This is a genomic window from Shinella sp. G-2, assembly GCF_050172695.1.
GTDB lineage: Bacteria > Pseudomonadota > Alphaproteobacteria > Rhizobiales > Rhizobiaceae > Shinella.
In genome coordinates, this window is sequence record NZ_JBBEYH010000015.1 from 89,223 (window position 1) to 106,333 (window position 17,111).

Annotated in this window: 16 protein-coding genes and 1 pseudogene; 5 read left to right on the forward strand and 12 right to left on the reverse strand. The window is 65.7% G+C overall.

The genetic code is table 11. The features are described from left to right. Nucleotides 1–15 precede the first annotated feature (15 nt). The 7 genes from V8U06_RS20045 to V8U06_RS20075 all read right to left on the reverse strand — a co-directional run bounded on the left by V8U06_RS20045 (nucleotide 16) and on the right by V8U06_RS20075 (nucleotide 7,426). The gene (locus V8U06_RS20045; protein WP_226920260.1) at nucleotides 16–510 is read right to left on the reverse strand and encodes a chemotaxis protein CheW; all 495 of its coding nucleotides are present in this window, start codon (nucleotides 508–510) and stop codon (nucleotides 16–18) included. A 2-nt stretch (nucleotides 511–512) separates the two neighbouring features. Continuing rightward, nucleotides 513–2,318 (reverse strand): methyl-accepting chemotaxis protein, encoded by a 1,806-nt coding sequence (locus V8U06_RS20050; RefSeq protein WP_427142192.1) that lies wholly within the window; start codon nucleotides 2,316–2,318, stop codon nucleotides 513–515. 186 nt (nucleotides 2,319–2,504) lie between these two features. Continuing rightward, on the reverse strand, nucleotides 2,505–4,199 hold the full coding sequence (locus tag V8U06_RS20055) for a methyl-accepting chemotaxis protein (RefSeq protein WP_427142193.1): 1,695 nt from the start codon (nucleotides 4,197–4,199) through the stop codon (nucleotides 2,505–2,507). 17 nt (nucleotides 4,200–4,216) lie between these two features. Further along, a complete protein-coding gene (locus V8U06_RS20060; RefSeq protein ID WP_226920257.1) occupies nucleotides 4,217–4,735 on the reverse strand; it encodes a chemotaxis protein CheW in 519 nt (172 codons plus the stop codon). Further along, the gene (locus V8U06_RS20065; protein WP_427142194.1) at nucleotides 4,732–6,735 is read right to left on the reverse strand and encodes a chemotaxis protein CheA; all 2,004 of its coding nucleotides are present in this window, start codon (nucleotides 6,733–6,735) and stop codon (nucleotides 4,732–4,734) included. Before V8U06_RS20065 ends, V8U06_RS20060 begins: the two co-directional genes overlap by 4 nt. After that, nucleotides 6,732–7,100: a response regulator gene (locus V8U06_RS20070; protein WP_427142195.1), complete on the reverse strand. Its 369-nt coding sequence runs from the start codon at nucleotides 7,098–7,100 to the stop codon at nucleotides 6,732–6,734. The genes V8U06_RS20065 and V8U06_RS20070 overlap by 4 nt, the downstream gene beginning before the upstream one ends. After that, nucleotides 7,100–7,426 (reverse strand): STAS domain-containing protein, encoded by a 327-nt coding sequence (locus tag V8U06_RS20075; protein WP_427142196.1) that lies wholly within the window; start codon nucleotides 7,424–7,426, stop codon nucleotides 7,100–7,102. The genes V8U06_RS20070 and V8U06_RS20075 overlap by 1 nt, the downstream gene beginning before the upstream one ends. Before the next feature lie 364 nt (nucleotides 7,427–7,790). Between V8U06_RS20075 and V8U06_RS20080 the strand changes: the two genes are divergently transcribed. The 4 genes from V8U06_RS20080 (at nucleotide 7,791) to modC (ending at nucleotide 12,338) form a co-directional block, all read left to right on the forward strand. Then, nucleotides 7,791–9,515: a chemotaxis protein gene (locus V8U06_RS20080; RefSeq protein WP_427142197.1), complete on the forward strand. Its 1,725-nt coding sequence runs from the start codon at nucleotides 7,791–7,793 to the stop codon at nucleotides 9,513–9,515. 168 nt (nucleotides 9,516–9,683) lie between these two features. After that, entirely contained in the window at nucleotides 9,684–10,457 is a 774-nt protein-coding gene (modA, locus tag V8U06_RS20085) for a molybdate ABC transporter substrate-binding protein (RefSeq protein ID WP_427142198.1), read from the forward strand. Nucleotides 10,458–10,566: 109 nt separating this feature from the next. Then, nucleotides 10,567–11,268 (forward strand): molybdate ABC transporter permease subunit, encoded by a 702-nt coding sequence (gene modB, locus V8U06_RS20090; RefSeq protein ID WP_226920251.1) that lies wholly within the window; start codon nucleotides 10,567–10,569, stop codon nucleotides 11,266–11,268. After that, entirely contained in the window at nucleotides 11,265–12,338 is a 1,074-nt protein-coding gene (gene modC / locus V8U06_RS20095) for a molybdenum ABC transporter ATP-binding protein (RefSeq protein ID WP_427142199.1), read from the forward strand. The genes modB and modC overlap by 4 nt, the downstream gene beginning before the upstream one ends. 2 nt (nucleotides 12,339–12,340) lie before the next feature. Here the strand turns inward: modC and V8U06_RS20100 are convergent, their stop codons facing one another. Both V8U06_RS20100 and V8U06_RS20105 read right to left on the reverse strand, forming a co-directional pair. Continuing rightward, nucleotides 12,341–12,697, reverse strand: coding sequence for a winged helix-turn-helix domain-containing protein (locus tag V8U06_RS20100; RefSeq protein WP_427142200.1), 357 nt, complete (start codon nucleotides 12,695–12,697; stop codon nucleotides 12,341–12,343). A gap of 61 nt (nucleotides 12,698–12,758) precedes the next feature. Next, on the reverse strand, nucleotides 12,759–14,096 hold the full coding sequence (locus tag V8U06_RS20105) for an aspartate aminotransferase family protein (protein WP_427142201.1): 1,338 nt from the start codon (nucleotides 14,094–14,096) through the stop codon (nucleotides 12,759–12,761). 144 nt (nucleotides 14,097–14,240) lie between these two features. Here V8U06_RS20105 and V8U06_RS20110 point away from each other — a divergent pair, with 144 nt between their 5' ends. Then, complete coding sequence (locus V8U06_RS20110; protein ID WP_226920247.1) at nucleotides 14,241–14,789, forward strand: cupin domain-containing protein; 549 nt, start codon at nucleotides 14,241–14,243, stop codon at nucleotides 14,787–14,789. A gap of 39 nt (nucleotides 14,790–14,828) precedes the next feature. On the opposite strand, the gene V8U06_RS20115 is transcribed toward V8U06_RS20110, so the two are convergent. The 3 genes and pseudogenes from V8U06_RS20115 to V8U06_RS20125 all read right to left on the reverse strand — a co-directional run. Continuing rightward, complete coding sequence (locus V8U06_RS20115; RefSeq protein WP_427142202.1) at nucleotides 14,829–15,293, reverse strand: DUF3597 domain-containing protein; 465 nt, start codon at nucleotides 15,291–15,293, stop codon at nucleotides 14,829–14,831. 232 nt (nucleotides 15,294–15,525) lie between these two features. Further along, nucleotides 15,526–16,461, reverse strand: coding sequence for an HNH endonuclease (locus V8U06_RS20120; protein WP_427142203.1), 936 nt, complete (start codon nucleotides 16,459–16,461; stop codon nucleotides 15,526–15,528). Nucleotides 16,462–17,017: 556 nt separating this feature from the next. Continuing rightward, nucleotides 17,018–17,111: pseudogene (locus V8U06_RS20125) on the reverse strand (IS5/IS1182 family transposase); the annotation flags it as partial.

Genomic DNA, 17,111 nt, shown 5'->3' on the forward strand with positions numbered 1-17,111 from the left:
CGCCGGTTCTCCTGGTTATGCCGTGGCGGCGAGGCGGTTGGCCGTGCCCATCATCGCCACTTCCGCACTGGAGAAGAGGCGGGCGAGATCGACGATGACGACGAAGCCGCCGTTCCGGCGCACGACGCCGGCGATATAGTCGGACGGCCAGCGCACGCCGATATCCGGCGCGCCCTCGATGTCCTCGTTGCGGAAGGGAATGACCTCGTAGACCCGGTCGGCGACGAGGCCGAGCGTCAGGGTCTTCTCGCCGATCGGCACGTCGAGCACGAGCGCCCGCGTGTGCGGCGTCTTCTCGGTCTTCGTCATGCCGAGGCGAAGACGCAGATCGATGACCGGCACGCCCTGGCCGCGCACGTCCCGCAGCCCGAGCAGGTATTCCGGGCCGTGCGGGATCTTGAAGGCATCCTCATGGTCGAGGATTTCCCGGACCACCGAGACGGGGACCGCAAAGACCTCGTTGTCGAGCGAGAAGGTGACGTACTGGGATTCCGAGGACGTGCCGGCCATGATCAAGCGCTTTCCCTGAAGTCTGCGTCGTCGGCATCCGGGCCGCCCATCGACATGTCGAGGGCAAAGCCGCGGGCCCGGGCCTGCTGGGCGTTGACGCTGTTGTCGGACTTGCGAACCGGTGCGGCGGCGGGCTTTGCCGCCGGGCGCGCTGCGACCGGAGCCGCATGGCGCTGGACGGGTCTGGCCATGCCGGTGGCGCGCTCGACGCGGAAGAAGGCGATGGAGGTCTGAAGCTCCTCGGCCTGGGCGGCGAGTTCCTCCGACGTGCCGGACATTTCTTCCGAGGCGCCGGCATTCTGCTGCGTCACCTTGTCGAGCTGCTGGATCGCCTCGTTGATCTGCGAGGCGCCGATATCCTGCTCGCGGCAGGCGGCCGAGATTTCCGAGACCAGTTCCGCGGTCTTGCGGATGTCGGGCACCAGCCGGTTCAGCATCTCGCCGGCTTCCGTGGCGACGGAGACCGTCTGGCCGGAGAGCGTGCTGATCTCGGCGGCGGCGGCCTGGCTGCGCTCGGCGAGCTTGCGCACTTCCGAGGCGACGACGGCGAAGCCCTTGCCATGTTCGCCGGCACGCGCGGCCTCGACGGCGGCGTTGAGGGCGAGAAGGTCGGTCTGGCGGGCGATTTCCTGCACGATGGAGATCTTTTCCGCGATGGTGCGCATGGCGCCGACGGCGCGGCCGACGGCCTCGCCCGAGGCTTCCGCGTCCCTGGAGGACTGGCGGGCGATCTTCTCCGTCTGGGCGGCGTTGTCGGCGTTCTGCTTGATGTTGGCGGCCATCTCTTCCATCGAGGCGGAGGCTTCCTCGGCGGAGGAGGCCTGTTCCGTCGCGCCCTGCGAGAGCTGCTCGGAGCTGGCCGAAAGCTGCTGGCTGCCGGAGGAGACATTGTCGGCGGCGGACAGCGCATCGGCGACGACGCCGCGCAGGCGCTCGACCATGCTTTCCAGCGAAATGCCGAGCGTGTCCTTGTCCGACAGCGCCTTCGGCGTGACGGTGAGGTCGCCATTGGCGATCTGGTCGGCGATGGTGGCGGTATTGCGCAGGTTGCCGGTCATCACGTTGATCGTGTCGACAAGGTCCTTGATCTCGTCGTTCGTGCGGATCTCGACGGTCTGGTCGAGATCGCCCACGGCGACGGCTTCGGCGACGGCCCGGATCTTGCGCAGGCCCGTATTGATGCCGAGCGCGATCCAGAGGGCCGCGGCGACCGAAAGCGCGAAGGCGGCGACCGAAAGGGTCACGAGCGTATAGAAGGCCGTCGTGTAGCTGGCATCGGCCACGGTATCGGAACTCTGGATCGCGGCCTCGGTCAGGGCGGCAAGACCCTCGGTCATCGCGTCCAGCTTGTCGGCGGCGACGGCGCCATCCGTCTGGTTCAGTTCCAGCGCCATCTCGCGCTGGCCGGACGCGACGAGCGACGTGATCCTGTCGTTGATGACGAGATAGTCGTCCCAGAAATCGCGGATTTCCTGCCACTTGGCCTTGAACTCGCCGGTCGCGTCGTTCTCGCCGTCGTTCAGCGCCTTCTCGAAGGCTTCGCGTTCGGCGGCAATGGTGGCCTTGGCCTTGTTCGTGCGCTCCAGGGAATTGGCCATCAGGAGGTCGGCTTCGGCAAGGCCGAGCCCGTCGAAGGCGGCGGCGATGTCGTTGGCATAGTCGTCCTGCTGGATCGGACCCTCGATGAGATCGTTGCGCAGCGTGTTCATTTCGCTGAGGCTGCGCACGCCGATGCCGGCGGAAACGCAAAGAAGGGTGATCAGGAAGCCGAAGGCGAGGCCCAGCTTCAGCTTGATGGTAAGGCGCATCCCGGATTCTCCTTGTCGCAGATGCCTGTCAGGGCGCAGTCGCCGCGGTTGCGGCGCTGCCATGCGTGAAGACCGATACACTCACCCTTCCGCGGGCCGTTCCACGGCCCTTTTTACGGACGCCTACACGCGCCCGGTCATGCGTGCGGCGCATCCGGTGCCGGATGCGCCGCATGGTTCGTTCGCTCAGGCGCTTTCGCGGAAGTCCGCGTCGTCGGCGTCAGGGCCACCCATCGACATGTCAAGGGCAAAGCCGTTGCCACGCGACGCCTTGGCGGCGGGCGCCGCGCGGTGCACCGGGGCGGCGGCCGGGCGCTTGGTCGCCGGGGCGGCCATCTTCGCGGCGGTCGCGCGCAGCTTGTCGGCGTGGTTCGGTTCCTTGCGGGTGGCGTTCTCGACGCGGAAGAAGGCGATGGAGGCCTGGAGTTCCTCGGCCTGGGCGGCGAGTTCTTCCGAGGTCGCCGACATTTCTTCCGAAGCGCCGGCATTCTGCTGCGTCACCTTGTCGAGCTGCTGGATCGCCTCGTTGATCTGCGAGGCGCCGATATCCTGCTCGCGGCAGGCGGCCGAGATTTCCGAGACCAGTTCCGCGGTCTTGCGGATGTCGGGCACCAGCCGGTTCAGCATCTCGCCGGCTTCCGTGGCGACGGAGACCGTCTGGCCGGAGAGCGTGCTGATCTCGGCGGCGGCGGCCTGGCTGCGCTCGGCGAGCTTGCGCACTTCCGAGGCGACGACGGCGAAGCCCTTGCCATGTTCGCCGGCACGCGCGGCCTCGACGGCGGCGTTGAGGGCGAGAAGGTCGGTCTGGCGGGCGATTTCCTGCACGATGGAGATCTTTTCCGCGATGGTGCGCATGGCGCCGACGGCGCGGCCGACGGCCTCGCCCGAGGCTTCCGCGTCCCTGGAGGACTGGCGGGCGATCTTCTCCGTCTGGGCGGCGTTGTCGGCGTTCTGCTTGATGTTGGCGGCCATCTCTTCCATCGAGGCGGAGGCTTCCTCGGCGGAGGAGGCCTGTTCCGTTGCGCCCTGCGAGAGCGTTTCGGAGCTTGCGGAGAGTTCCTGGCTGCCCGAGGAAACGTTGTCCGAGGCCGAAAGGGCATCGGCGACGACACCGCGCAGGCGCTCGATCATCGTGTTGACGTGACCCAGCATGTCGCCGATCTCGTCCTTCGTGGTGATCTCGGCAAAGCGCGTCAGGTCGCCATCCGCCACGTTCTGCACCGCGCCGACGGCGCGGCCGATGCCGCGGTTGATCGACAGCACGATCCAGAAGGCGGCGATGGTTGCGATGATGAGCGCGACGGCGGCGACCGTCACCATGATGGTCCGCGTGCTCTGATACTGGGCGTCGGCCGCAAGCTCCGCCTCGTTGAGGCGCGCTTCCTCCAGCTTGACGACCTCGCCGAGCAGGCTGTCGATTTCGTTGGTGACGGTGCGGGCATCCGTGGTCGAGATGCGCGTCGCGCCGGCCGTGTCGCCGGCCAGCGCCAGCGCCCGGATGCGGTCGTCATTGCGCCGGAAATCGGAGGTGAAGGTGGAAAGCTTGGTCCACAGCACCTTGCCCTGTTCCGTCGCCTTTTCCAGCACCTGTTCGAAGGCCGCGTCGAATTCCTTGCGGGCTTCGTCGCTGAGGCCGATATAGCGGTTGGTCTCGGTGGCGTTGGTGGCCGCCAGCATGTTCTTCTGCTGGCGGATCTGCTGGAGCTGGAAGTTGTTGAGCATCTGGGCGAGCTTCAGCCGCTCGGCCGGGCCGTTCAGCACGTCGCTCAGCGTCGTGTTGAGGCCGCCAAGGCTGATGATGCCGTAGGTCGCGGTGCCGACGAGGACGGCGAGCATGAAACCGAAAGTCAGGAACAGCTTGAGTTTGATGGTAAAGCGCATGGGTCTCTCCTGAGGTCCTAGTTCGGCGCTTGCGCCGTGCCGGTGCGGTCTTTCTGGGAGGAGAAGATCGCGTGCAGGTTCGGAACGATGATGAATTCGCCGCCCCGCTTGACGAGGCAGTTGATGTAGTCGGGGCGCCAGCGCATGCCGACGCTCGGCGGCGGCTCGCTGGCGAGTTTCGGGAGCGTGGTGACCTCGTTGACCTTGTCCGTGCGGATGCCGATCAGCGTCGCCTCGTCGTCGAGATCGAGCTCGATCACCACGATGCGGCTGTCGATGGTCGTTTCCGTCGCGTCCATGCCGAAGGCGAGGCGGATATCGGCAAGCGGAATGACCTTGCCGCGGAAATTGATGACGCTGGAGACATAGGGCTTGCTGCCGGGCACGTGGGTTTCCGGCAGCAGGTCGAGGATTTCCTGCACGACGATGGCCTCGATGGCGAAGGTCTCGCCGTTGAGGTTGAAGGTGAGCACGGACAATTCGTCCGCTTCGCCCCAGATCGTGTCGTAGTCGAGTTTTCGTGCCGCTTCGCTCATCCTGCCGCCCGCAATTGCGCCTCCTGGTGCTGACCGGCCGCAACCAGATGGGTGACGTCGAGGATCAGCGCGACGCTGCCGTCCCCGAGAATGGTCGCGCCCGAGAAGGTGGCGACGTCATGGTGCAGCTTGGACATGGATTTGATGACCGTCTGGTGGTCGCCGATGATCTGGTCGACGACGAGGCCGACGCGTTCCGATCCCGTCGAGATGACGACGACCTTCTGGTGTGGATCGGGCTGGGTGCCGGTGCGGAAGAGTTCGCGCAGGCGCAGGAACGGCACGAGGCTGTCGCGCAGCGAGATGAAGGAGCGCCCGCGCGAGCGCAGGTCGTCTTCCAGCGAGAGTTCCAGGCATTCCTCGACCGCCGAAAGCGGGATGACGTAGCAGCCTTGGCCGACGCGCACGAGCAGGCCGTCGATGATGGCGAGCGTCAGCGGGATGCGCAGCGAGACCTCCGAGCCTTCGCCCGGTCTGCTGACGATGTCGATGGCGCCGCGCAGCGCCTCCACCGTCTTCTTCACCACATCCATGCCGACGCCGCGGCCCGAGAGATTGGTGACCTGCTGGGCGGTGGAAAAGCCCGGCTGGAAGATGAGCTGCAACAGGTCCTGGTCGGCGAGCGCCTGGCCGGGCTGGATGAGGCCCGATGCCTCGGCCTTGGCGCGTACCCGCTCGCGGTTGATGCCGCGCCCGTCGTCCTTGATGGTGATGATGACCTCGCCGCCCGTCTGGTGCGCCGAGAGGATGACCTTGCCCTTCGGGTCCTTGCCGGCCGCAATGCGGTCCTCGGGCCTTTCGAGGCCGTGGTCGATGGAATTGCGCACGAGATGGACGAGCGGATCGGCGAGCCGGTCGATGACCGTCTTGTCGACCTCGGTGGTCTCGCCCTCGGTGATCAGCTCGATTTCCTTGCCCGTCTCGCGCGACAGGTCGTGCACGAGGCGGCGGAAGCGGCTGAAGAGGCTGGCGACGGGCATCATGCGCAGCACCATCATCGTGTCGCGCAATTCGCCCGACAGGCGCTCGATCTCTTCCGAGACGGAGCGCAGGCCAAGATCGGCCGCCGCGCCCGCAAGCTGCGTGAGGCGCGACTGGGCGATGACCAGTTCGCCGACGCGGTCCATCATCTCGTCGAGCCGTTCGGCGGGAACGCGGACGTTTTCGGCGGCTTTCGCCTGTCTGGAATCGTTGGCCGCCTGGACGGCCGGCGCTTCGCGCTCCGTGACGACAACGGCCTTGGGCATGGGGGCGGCCGCTGCGGCAGGAGCTGCGGCGGCGATCTCGATGATCTCCAGCGCCATGTCGTCCATGACGAAGATGAAGACATCCTCGATGTCGCTGCGCGGCTTGTCGGTCTTGAGCGTGACGTCCCAGGCAAGATGCATGTCGCGCGGTTCGAGCGCGCCAAGCGCCGGCACCTTCGCCGCATCGGCGAGGATGCGGCATTCGCCGAGGTCGCGCATCTCGTCGAGGAGGCCCAGCGGATTGGTGCCGTTCGCCATGGCATTGGCGGGCAGGCTGAAGCGGATGCGCCATTCGCGCAGGCCGCCGGCCTGTTCCGCGACCGGCGCTGCGGCCGTCGCCGCGCTTGCGGCCGGGGCAAGGGCAGGGGAGGCGCCGCCCGCGCCATTGACGGCGCGGTGCAGGTTGTCGAGCAGGGCAGCGCTCATCGCGTCGTGATCGCCGTTCGGCGTTTCCAGCAGCGCGCGCATATGGTCCTGCGCGGAGAGCACCGCCGAAACCAGCTCGTGCGTGGCGGGCACATCGCCCTTGCGCACCCGGTCGAAGGCGGTCTCGCAATGGTGGGTGAAGGCGGCGAGCGCGTCGAAGCCGAACATCGCGCCCGAGCCCTTCAACGTGTGCAGGCCCCGGAAGACCGCGTCGATCTGGTCGCGGTCGTCGAGGCTGCGGGTCAGGTCCAGGAGGCCGGACTCGATCTGTTCCAGCAGTTCGGCCGCTTCTGTCCGGAAGACTGAGATCGGGTCCGGGTTGGTCATTTTCCGAGGACCTTCCTGGCGATCTTGACGAGGCTTTCGGGATCGAACGGCTTGGTGAGCCAGCCGGTGGCGCCGGCGGCCTTCGCCCGCGCCTTCAGTTCGCCGTCGGATTCGGTGGTGAGGAAGATGACCGGCACGCCGGTATGCGCCGGCAGCTTGCGCAGCTCGCGGATCATCGTCAGGCCGTCCATGTTGGGCATGTTCAGGTCGGTGACGACGAGGTCGTATTCGCCGTCTTTCAGCTTGTTGAGGCCGTCGAGGCCGTCCACCGCCTCGGTGACGGCGTAGCCGGCATTGCTGAGGGTGACCCGCGTCGTCAGCCGGATGCTGGCGGAATCGTCAACGGTCAAGATCTTCGCGGTCATCAATTCTTCTCCTGATGCAACCAGAAATGTGCAGCGTCCGGCGTCATCTCGTCGAGAAAGCCGCCGCGCTTCAGCACGTCGTAAAAGTCCCCTCCGGCGGGCCGTGCAAGTAGAACCCGTCCGTTACGGGACTCGGCATGCTTGCGTGCGGCCGTAACGAGCTGGACAAAGCTGAGATCGACCTGGGCGTCTTCGTCGATATCCAGTACGGAATTCGTATTCTTGTTGAGGAAGTCCAAGATCATCTCATGGACTGCCACTATAGTCTTGATGGTAAGCGTCGCCGGTAAGGTTAACGACGCGTCACCGGGCAGGGGCGATGACATGGAGGCCTCGATATTCGTTCCGCAGGAGAGTATTTCCCGCGACAGAATCGTCAGGCAGACTTAATGAACGGTAAAGTGCGGTTGATAATTTCATCCATTAGTAGGTCTTCACGAAAGAATGCACCGCTTCACGCAAGGGCAGGGAATGAGTTTAAGTTATTGTTTTTGAATGAAATCGAAGATGATTAGACATAAGTGATATTATTTATAAATCCCTAATTCTAAGGGCGCTGCATCCTCGGGTAGCAAGGCCGAAAGGGCGGGATTCGCCCCGTTTATTACTCCATGAGGAAGTGCGAATTTACTGCGCGTTACATTGTTCGCCGTAGCGTCGGCCCACGGTTTCTTGAAAGTGGGGTATGGCGTGTCAGGAACAGCGAACGCAGTCCGCGTCGAGCGGCAGACGGCTGAGGGGGAACTGGTTTCCCGTCTCGAAGGGGCCCGTTCCCGCATCGAACAGCGCTTCCTGGACGGCGGCGTCGTGCTGCTCGCCGTGCTGGACGTGCTGAACCGTCTGGTTGCATCGCTGGAAAACCTCTCGGGTTCGCTCGATGACGATACCGCCGAAGCGACGATCGGCCGGCTGTCGGCGACCGTCGGCCAGCTCACCGCCCTGCCGGGCATCGAGGAGACGCGCCAGCAGCGCCTCGCCGCCGTCGCCCTGACCGAAAAATCGCTCGGCGTGCATATCTCCGCCATGCAGGAGACGCTGCGTTACCTGCGCACCTTCGCCACCACCGCCAAGATCACCGGCGCGGCCATTCCCGACTTTGCCGGTTTTGCGGAGGAAATCCTGGAGCGCATCCGCTTCGGCGCCGGCGCGGTCGATGCGCTCGGCGCGAAGATCGGCACGCTTGGCGCGGTGATCGGCGCGGCCTCTACCGGGGGTGGGGCGGCGCTGGAGCGCTTTCGCCGCAGCGTGCCCGACATTGCCGGCAACCTTTCGCGCAATGCCGCCGACCTGACGGCCCAGCGCCGGCATCTCGCGCAGCTGGCGGCGCGGGTCGGCGCCTCCGCCCGCCAGGTGCAGACCAAGGTGGCGACGACGCTCTCCTCCATGCAGATCGGCGATATCACCCGCCAGCGCATCGAGCATTGCCAGTCGGCCTTCACCTTCCTTGAGGAGTATCTCGCGGCCGGTCCGCTCGATGCGGAGGCCGCCGCTCGCCTGACCGCGCTGGTGCGCCGCCTCGTGCACGACCTGCTCGCCGAGATCGCCCGCGATTTCCAGCGCGAATGCCGCACCGTGGTCGGCACGATCCGCAGCTTCGGCGCCGATATCGACGGGCTGATGGCGCTTTACGGCGACATGGATACCGCCGACGGCCGCTCGGCCGACCGGGCCATGCGCACGCTGGAGGCCGACATCGCCGCTGCCCGCGCCGTGGTGCGCGATATCGAGGAGACCGCCGGCAAGGCCAATGCGCTCGGCGCCAGCACGGTGGAGACCGTGCAGGAACTGCTGAAGGGCGTGAAGACGATCCAGCTCGTGCGCACCGACATCCACTATATGGCGCTCAACACCAACCTGCGCTGCAGCAAGCTCGGCGAAGAGGGGCGGGCGATCAACGTGGTGACGGCCGAGCTGCGCACCTTCTCCGCCCAGCTCGACGAGACCGCCGAACGCATCCTCGTCGCCTTGCAGTCGCTGGAAGGCGACGCCGGCAAGCTCGGGGAGGCGGGCGCTGCCGCGGGCGGCGCGCTCGACGCCCATCTCGAAGAGGTGCTCGACCATATCCGCCGCGCGGGCGACCGCATGGAAGAGGACATGGCGGCGCTGCGCGCCTGCGGCGCGGACGTCTCCGCCAAGACAGGCCGCACCATTGCGGGCCTCGATTTCGACGCGGAACTCGGCGACGTGCTGGCCGATTGCGCGGCGCGTGCCGGACACTTGAGCGGCGAGGCGCTTCCCGATGTGGGCGGCCTCGAAGAGGCGATGGCCGAACTCGGCGGCCGCATCGCGCGCACCTATACGATGGTGTCCGAGCGCGAGGTCCATGCCCGCATCTTCGGCACGACCGTCGAGGCGCCCGCCGCCCAGGCCGCGCCCCAGAGCGACGAAGACCTCTTCGACGACGCGCTGTTCTGAGCCCTCCGACCCGCCGTGACGGAACGTTGCATCGGCCGGTCTTTCCGGCCGATTTGCCATCGGCAGTTTCTTTATATTTTTGAAAATATAGCGCTGGCCAAGCCGCAAAGGCCGATATATTCAAAGAGATATCACGCTGCCGCAAAGGCGGGAAAAGGGAGAACTGGAATGAACCGTCGTCTGCTTCTGAAACTGGTCGTCGCCGCCGTTGCGGCCCTGCCGCTCGGTCTTCCGGCCGCGGCCGCCGAAAAGGTCACCGTCTTTGCCGCCGCGAGCCTCAAGAACGCGCTCGATGCCGCCAATGCCGCCTGGCAGAAGGACAGCGGCAACGAGACGACGGTCTCCTATGCCGCAAGCTCGGCGCTCGCCAAGCAGATCGAGGCCGCCGCGCCCGCCGATCTCTTCATCTCGGCCGACCTTGCCTGGATGGACTATGTCGCAGAGAAGAAGCTGATCAAGGACGACACGCGCGTCAACCTGCTCGGCAACCGCATCGTGCTCGTCGCGCCGAAGGACAAGGCCTCCACCGTCGAGATCAAGGACGGCTTCGATCTTGCCGGCCTCGTCGGCGACGGCAAGCTCGCCATGGGCGCGGTCGATAGCGTGCCGGCCGGCAAATACGGCAAGGCGGCGCTCGAAAAGCTTGGCGTCTGGTCGTCCGTCGAAGGCAAGGTCGCCGGCGCGGAAAGCGTGCGCGCGGCCCTCGCCCTCGTCTCGCGCGGCGAGGCGCCCTACGGCATCGTCTACCAGACGGACGCCGCCGCCGATCCGGGCGTTGCCGTCGTCGGCACCTTCCCGGAAGACAGCCACCCGCCGATCATCTACCCCGTCGCCATCCTCTCGGACTCCAAGAGCGCGGCCGCGAACGCCTATCTCGACTTCCTGAAGTCCGACAAGGCCGCGCCGTTCTTCACCGAGCAGGGCTTCACGATCCTCAAGTAAGGCGAGCCTTGCGACAGCCCCGGATGGTATGTCCGGGGCTGTTTGTTTTTCCGGCCAAGGGCGAGATGCGTCCGCTGCGTCGAAGCGCACCGTCGATCGAGGAGGACGCGTGGACTGGTTTGCCCTGAGCGATGAGGAATGGACGGCGATCCGGCTGAGCCTGCGCGTCTCGGCGGTGGCGGTCCTCGTCAGCCTGCCGCTCGGCATCCTCGTCGCGCTGGCGCTCGCCCGCGGCCGCTTCTGGGGCAAGTCGCTGCTCAACGGCGTCGTCCACCTGCCGCTCATCCTGCCGCCCGTCGTCACCGGCTTCCTGCTGCTCATCCTCTTCGGCCGGCGCGGCCCCGTCGGGGCGCTGCTTGCCGACTGGTTCGGCATCGTGCTTTCCTTCCGCTGGACGGGCGCGGCGCTCGCCTGCGGGGTCATGGGCTTTCCGCTGATGGTGCGTTCCATCCGCCTGTCCATCGAGGCGGTCGACCGCAAGCTGGAAGAGGCGGCCGGCACGCTCGGCGCAAGTCCTCTCTGGGTCTTCCTCACCGTCACCCTGCCGCTCATTCTGCCCGGCGTCATCGCCGGCATGATCCTCGCCTTCGCGAAAGCCATGGGCGAGTTCGGCGCGACCATCACCTTCGTGTCCAACATTCCCGGCGAAACGCAGACGCTCTCGGCCGCCATCTACACCTTCACCCAGGTGCCCGGCGGCGATGCCGGCGCCCTGCGCCTCACCCTCGTCGCCATCGCCATTTCCATGGTCGCGCTGCTCGCCTCGGAAGTGCTGGCGCAGCGCATCGGCCGCAAGGTGCACCTCGAATGAGCCTCGTCGTCGAAGCACGGCACCGGCTCGGCGATTTTGCGCTGGACGCCGCCTTTTCCGCCGAAGGCGGGGTCACCGCCCTGTTCGGCCGTTCCGGCTCGGGCAAGACCTCGCTCGTGCGCATCATCGCCGGCCTCGCGCGTCCTGTTGAGGGACGGGTCGTGCTGGAGGGCGACGTGCTGGTCGACACCGCGCGCGGCCTGTTCGTGCCGCCGCATCGCCGCCGCTTCGGCTATGTCTTCCAGGAGGCGCGCCTTTTCCCGCATCTCACCGTCCGGCGGAATCTCAATTACGGTCGCTGGTTCGCGCCGAAGGGCGCGCGGGCGGAAAGCCCGGAGCGGATCGTCGATCTTCTCGGCATAGACAGCCTGCTCGACCGCCAGCCGGCCCATCTTTCCGGCGGCGAGAAACAGCGCGTCGCCATCGGCCGCGCGCTGCTCGCGGCGCCGCGCCTTCTCCTGATGGACGAGCCGCTGGCCGCGCTCGACGAGGAGCGCAAGGCGGAAATCCTGCCCTATCTGGAGCGCCTGCGCGACGAGGTCGGCATTCCCATCGTCTATGTCAGCCATTCGGTCGCCGAGGTCGCGCGCCTTGCCGACCGGGTGGTGCTGATGGCGGGCGGCCGCGTCGAGGCCATCGGCCCGGCCTCCGACGTGCTCGGCGGCCCGCGTCTTGCCGCCGCCGCGGACCGGCGCGAGGCCGGCAGCGTCTTGACCGGCCACGTCGAGGCGCGCGATGCCGCCCATGGTCTTGCCACCATTCGGCTTGCGGGCGGCGCGGCAATCCTCGTGCCGGGGGCGACGGTCGCGCCCGGCGAGGCGGTGCGCCTGCGCATTCCCGCGCGCGACGTCCTGGTGGCGACCATCCGCCCGGAGGGTCTCAGCGCGCTCAATATTCTCGAAGGTGTGGTGGAAGGCATCGAGCCGGACGGGGAGGGCATGGCGAGCCTGCGCATCGCCTGCGGCCGCGATATCGTGCGCGCCCGCATCACGGCGCTTTCCGTCGAGCGCCTCGGTCTTGCGCCGGGCCTGCCGGTCCATGCCGTCATCAAGACGGTGGCGCTGGAATAGGTTTACTCGGCGAGATTGGCGGCGATCCAGCCGATATCCTCGGCGAGCGCCGCCCGCGCCTTCTCTTCCATCGCGTGGTAATGCGCGATCAGCGCCTCGCCGAAGGGCGTCAGCACCGCGCCGCCGCCCTGTTTGCCGCCCCGCTGCGATTCCACCACGGGTTCGCGAAACAGCCGATTCATCTCGTCGACCAGCAGCCAGGCCCGGCGGTAGGACATGTCCATCGCCCGCCCGCCGGCCGAGATCGAGCCCGTGTCCCTGATATGCGCGAGAAGCTGGATCTTGCCGCGCCCGATCCGCCCTTCCGGTTCCAGCTGGATCCGGAAGATGAGTTTCGGTTCGCTCTTGGCTGCAGACATGAAAAAGGGCCCGTATGGAATACGGGCCCAGATATAGCAGCGTTTCCCGTCGAGGAAAGCGTCAGGCAGCGCGCTTCAGCGCATCGCCGAGGATCGAGACGATGTCCTCGAAATGCTTCTTCTCGGCGATCAGCGGCGGCGAGAAGGCGATGATGTCGCCGGTGACGCGGATCAGCAGGCCCTTCTCGAAGCAGTCGACGAAGACGTCATAGGCGCGGGCGCCCGGTGCGCCGTCGCGCGATGCCAGCTCGATGCCGGCGATGAGGCCGATCGTGCGGATGTCGATGACGTGCGGCAGGCCCTTGAGCGAATGCATGGCGGCATACCAGTCGTCCTGCAGTTCCGCCGCGCGGGTCAGCAGGCCTTCGTCGCGGTAGATGTCCAGCGTCGCGATACCGGCGGCGCAGGCTGCCGGATGGCCGGAATAGGTGTAGCCGTGGAACAGCTCGATGGCGTTTTCCGGCCCGTGCATCAGCGCGTCGTGCACCTTGCGGCTGGCGAAGACGGCGCCCATCGGGATCGCGCCGTTGGTGAGGCCCTTGGCGGTGGTCACGAGGTCGGGCGTCACGCCGAAATAGTCGGTGGCGAAGGCGGCGCCGAGGCGGCCGAAGCCGGTGATGACTTCGTCGAAGATCAAGAGGATGCCGTGCTTGTCGCAGATCGCGCGCAGCTTTTCGAGATAGCCCTTCGGCGGGATGAGCACGCCCGTGGAGCCGGCGACCGGCTCGACGATGCAGGCCGCGATGGTTTCCGCGCCATGCAGGGCGACGAGGCGTTCCAGATCGTCCGCCAGTTCCGCGCCGTGCTCCGGCTGGCCCTTCACATAGGCGTTCTTCGACAGGTCATGCGTGTGGCGCAGGTGATCCGCGCCGGCGAGCTGCGGGAAGACGCGGCGGTTGTTGACGATGCCGCCGACCGAGATGCCGCCGAAACCGACGCCATGGTAGCCGCGCTCGCGGCCGATGAGGCGCGTGCGCGTGCCCTGGCCAATGGCGCGCTGGTAGGCGATGGCCATCTTCAGGGCCGTGTCGACCGATTCGGAGCCGGAGCCGGTGTAGAAGATGCGGTCGAGCTTGGCGCCCTCGGGGCCGGGGGCGATTTCGGCGAGACGCTCGGCGAAGTCGAAGGCGATCGGATGGCCCATCTGGAAGGACGGGGCGAAGTCCATCTGCGTCAGCTGTCGCTCGACGGCGGCGGCGATCTGACGGCGGCCATGGCCGGCATTGCAGCACCACAGGCCTGCCGTGCCGTCGAGCACCGGACGGCCGTCGGTGCTGGTGTAGTACATTCCTTCGGCGCTCGCCAGCAGGCGTGGCGCGGCCTTGAACTGGCGATTGGCGGTGAACGGCATCCAGTAGCTGTCGAGCACGGGGGCGTTGGGTTTGTTGTGGACGTTCATGGCAGGTCTCCTGTGATTGGCACGATAGACGCCATGATTTGCCATGCCGAACAAGTCCTTTTCTGGTTGACGCCAAGCCTTTGAAAAGAAAGGATATGGAAAGAGCAGTTTTCGCTATTTCAAACATCTAGAACAGGAAAAGCCATGTCGGTCGATATCGGGGGCAGGCTGCGCCATCTGCGCATGGCGCACAATCTTTCCCAGCGGGAACTGGCCAAGCGCGCCGGCGTCACCAACTCGACGATCTCGCTGATCGAATCGAACGCCACCAACCCTTCGGTCGGCGCGCTGAAGCGCATTCTCGACGGCATTCCCATCGGCCTTGCCGAGTTCTTCGCCTTCGAACCCGACCGCCCGAAGAAGGCCTTCTACCATGCGGACGAACTCGTGGAGATCGGCAAGGGCCCGATCTCCTTCCGCCAGATCGGCGAAAACACCTTCGGCCGCAGCCTGCAGATCCTGAAGGAATGTTACCAGCCCGGCGCCGACACCGGAAAGATCCCGCTGGTGCATGACGGCGAGGAGGGCGGCATCGTGCTCTCCGGCCGCCTGGAAGTGACCGTCGACGACGAGCGCCGCATCCTCGGCCCGGGCGATGCCTATTATTTCGAGAGCCGCCGCCCGCATCGCTTCCGCTGCGTCGGCCCGGTGCCCTGCGAGGTCATCAGCGCCTGCACGCCGCCGACCTTCTGAAAGGAAAAAGCCCGCCGGAGGGGCGGGCTTTCGGGTCGATCAGTCGAGGAGATCGGCGGGAACCTTGCCGCCGTTCTCGGCCAGCGCCTTCATCAGCGCCTTGTGCAGCCAGACATTCATCGTGGCGGAATCGTTCTTGTCGCCGGTATAGCCGAGTTCGTCCGCCAGTTCCTTGCGGGCGGAAAGGCTGGAATCGAGATCCAGCGCCTTCATCATGTCGACGATGGACTTGCGCCAGTCGAGCTTCTGGCCGTTCTTCTTGACGGCGGCATCCATGATCGCCGCGACATCGACCGGAGCGGCGGAGGTCTCCGTCCCGGCGGCAGGCGTCACCGCCGCGTCCTTGCCGGCCGTCGCCGGCGTCGCAGAGACGTCAGCCTTCGTCGGCGTCGCGGAAACATCCGCCGTCACCGGCTTCACCGCCTCGGCCGTGACCGTCCCCGCCGGCGTTTCTTCCGCGGCCTTGCCGAAGAGCTTTTCCTTGATGGAACTGAAGATACCCATGTCTGACTCCCTGTTGTTTCCAGCCGGCCCTGGCACGGCGTGACGAAATAATAGGGAGCTTGCCCGTCATTTCAATGAAACTCGTTTTGCTGGGCAGATGCAGCGAGCGGATAGGCGTTAGATCGCGGAAAGGACGCGCCGAAGTAAACTGATGCGCTCGCTCTGGCAGAACTGCTGTCGCTGGGATCTCTTCCGGCCATGGCAAGTGAGACGTAGAATCACTTCCCGGTCCTCAGCCTTTGAATATCCGCTCGCGATGATATTGCAGGAATTGCGAATGCGGCCGCTCGTCGGCGCGTGCGGGCACGAGCAGGCGGCGTTCGGGATTGATGAGCCGGGTGGCGGTATCGGGAACGCCGCCGCTGGCGATCAGCATGCCGTAATCGTCATCCACCGAGATCAGGCCGCGATCGAACATCCAGTGCACCGTGCCTGATAGCGCCAGCCCGTTGCGGACGCTGTCGGGGCCGCCGTGCGCCACCGGGCGAATGTGAGCGGCCTGCACCTCCGAGCGTCCGCCGCCGTTGAAAAGCTTGATGCCGGTCACGGCGCAGGTGTCGTGATAGGCTGTCTTGATGGCGGCGGAGAAAGCTCGATCCCGGAAAGGGCGCTGCACGACCTGCGACACGATCCGCCGGTCGGCGCTGTCGATCTCGAAGGGCATCTGCGGGTTCTCGCCAAATCCGATGCGCGCCTCTTCGACCGGGTCAGGCATGGGGCGCTCTCTGTCGCGATGTCCCAGGATATGAGCAAAGCCGGCCGCCAGGATCAGGTCGTATTCGGCGTCGGCAATATTTCGCACGGCGCGGCCGAACGCACCCTTGTTGGTCGAGCCATCCTCCTTGCGAAGGCCAGTTTCGTAATAGTGGTCCGCGTCCTTGAACGGAACTGCATGGTCGAACGGTAGGAAATCCTCGATCAGTGCGTAGAAGTGATCCGGCTTCGATGGATCCGGAACGATGTCGGTGATTCTGGCTGTCGCGAAATAGGCCTGCCTGCCGCCTGATTTCATGAGATCGCCACTCGGGCGCCGCGGCTCGTAATACACAATCCAATCGCCGCGTGCGGCTTCGATCTGGCGAAGGTAGGTTCGCGGAAAATGGTACCGCTGCTCTGGCAAGTCGTCATAGGTCGGATCGACCTTGGTTGTCAGAATAGCTTTTGTCATCAAGCGCGCTCTTCCACGCAGAAAATATTATCATTCCATCCTGGCTACCAGGCTGGGTGGAATGATGGAAGGGGCTAGGGAGGGAGGAGCGGCTATCCGTCGTGGCGCACGGGCATACTGAATCCCTGTCTTCACTTGAGTTCGCGTCGCGCATAGTCGGTGCGCACATATTCTCCAGGAATCGGGTCGCCAACGAGACAGAACCGATATCCGGCATGACCGGAAAACAAAACAATTGAAGCTTTAAGGAGAGTTTGGCTGGGGAACCTGGATTCTCGCATGGTTTCAAGGGTTTAGAGAAATAGTCTTTGATTTTCCTCTGTTTTTCTGCCATGAGCGACCGTGGATGCCATCCTTGTGCCCTGGCTTGGGCCGACGTCAACATGGCGGGAGAGAGCAGTAATTTCCGCTCGCGGCCGTCAAAACGTGATGAGGCGGCCGGGCCGCGCCCGACAGCTTCGCACCTCCATCTCGGACGTTAGGCGGCTGCCAGTCTTATCTGCAAAGCTGCCAATCGTCGCGTGACGGGCGAAGGTCTAGGCTCAGGACTCATTGATTAGGTCCAGAAGATGATGGTGGCTGCGATGCAGATTGCCGAGAAGAAGGTATGCGCGCAACGGTCGTAGCGGGTTGCGATGCGCCGCCAGTCC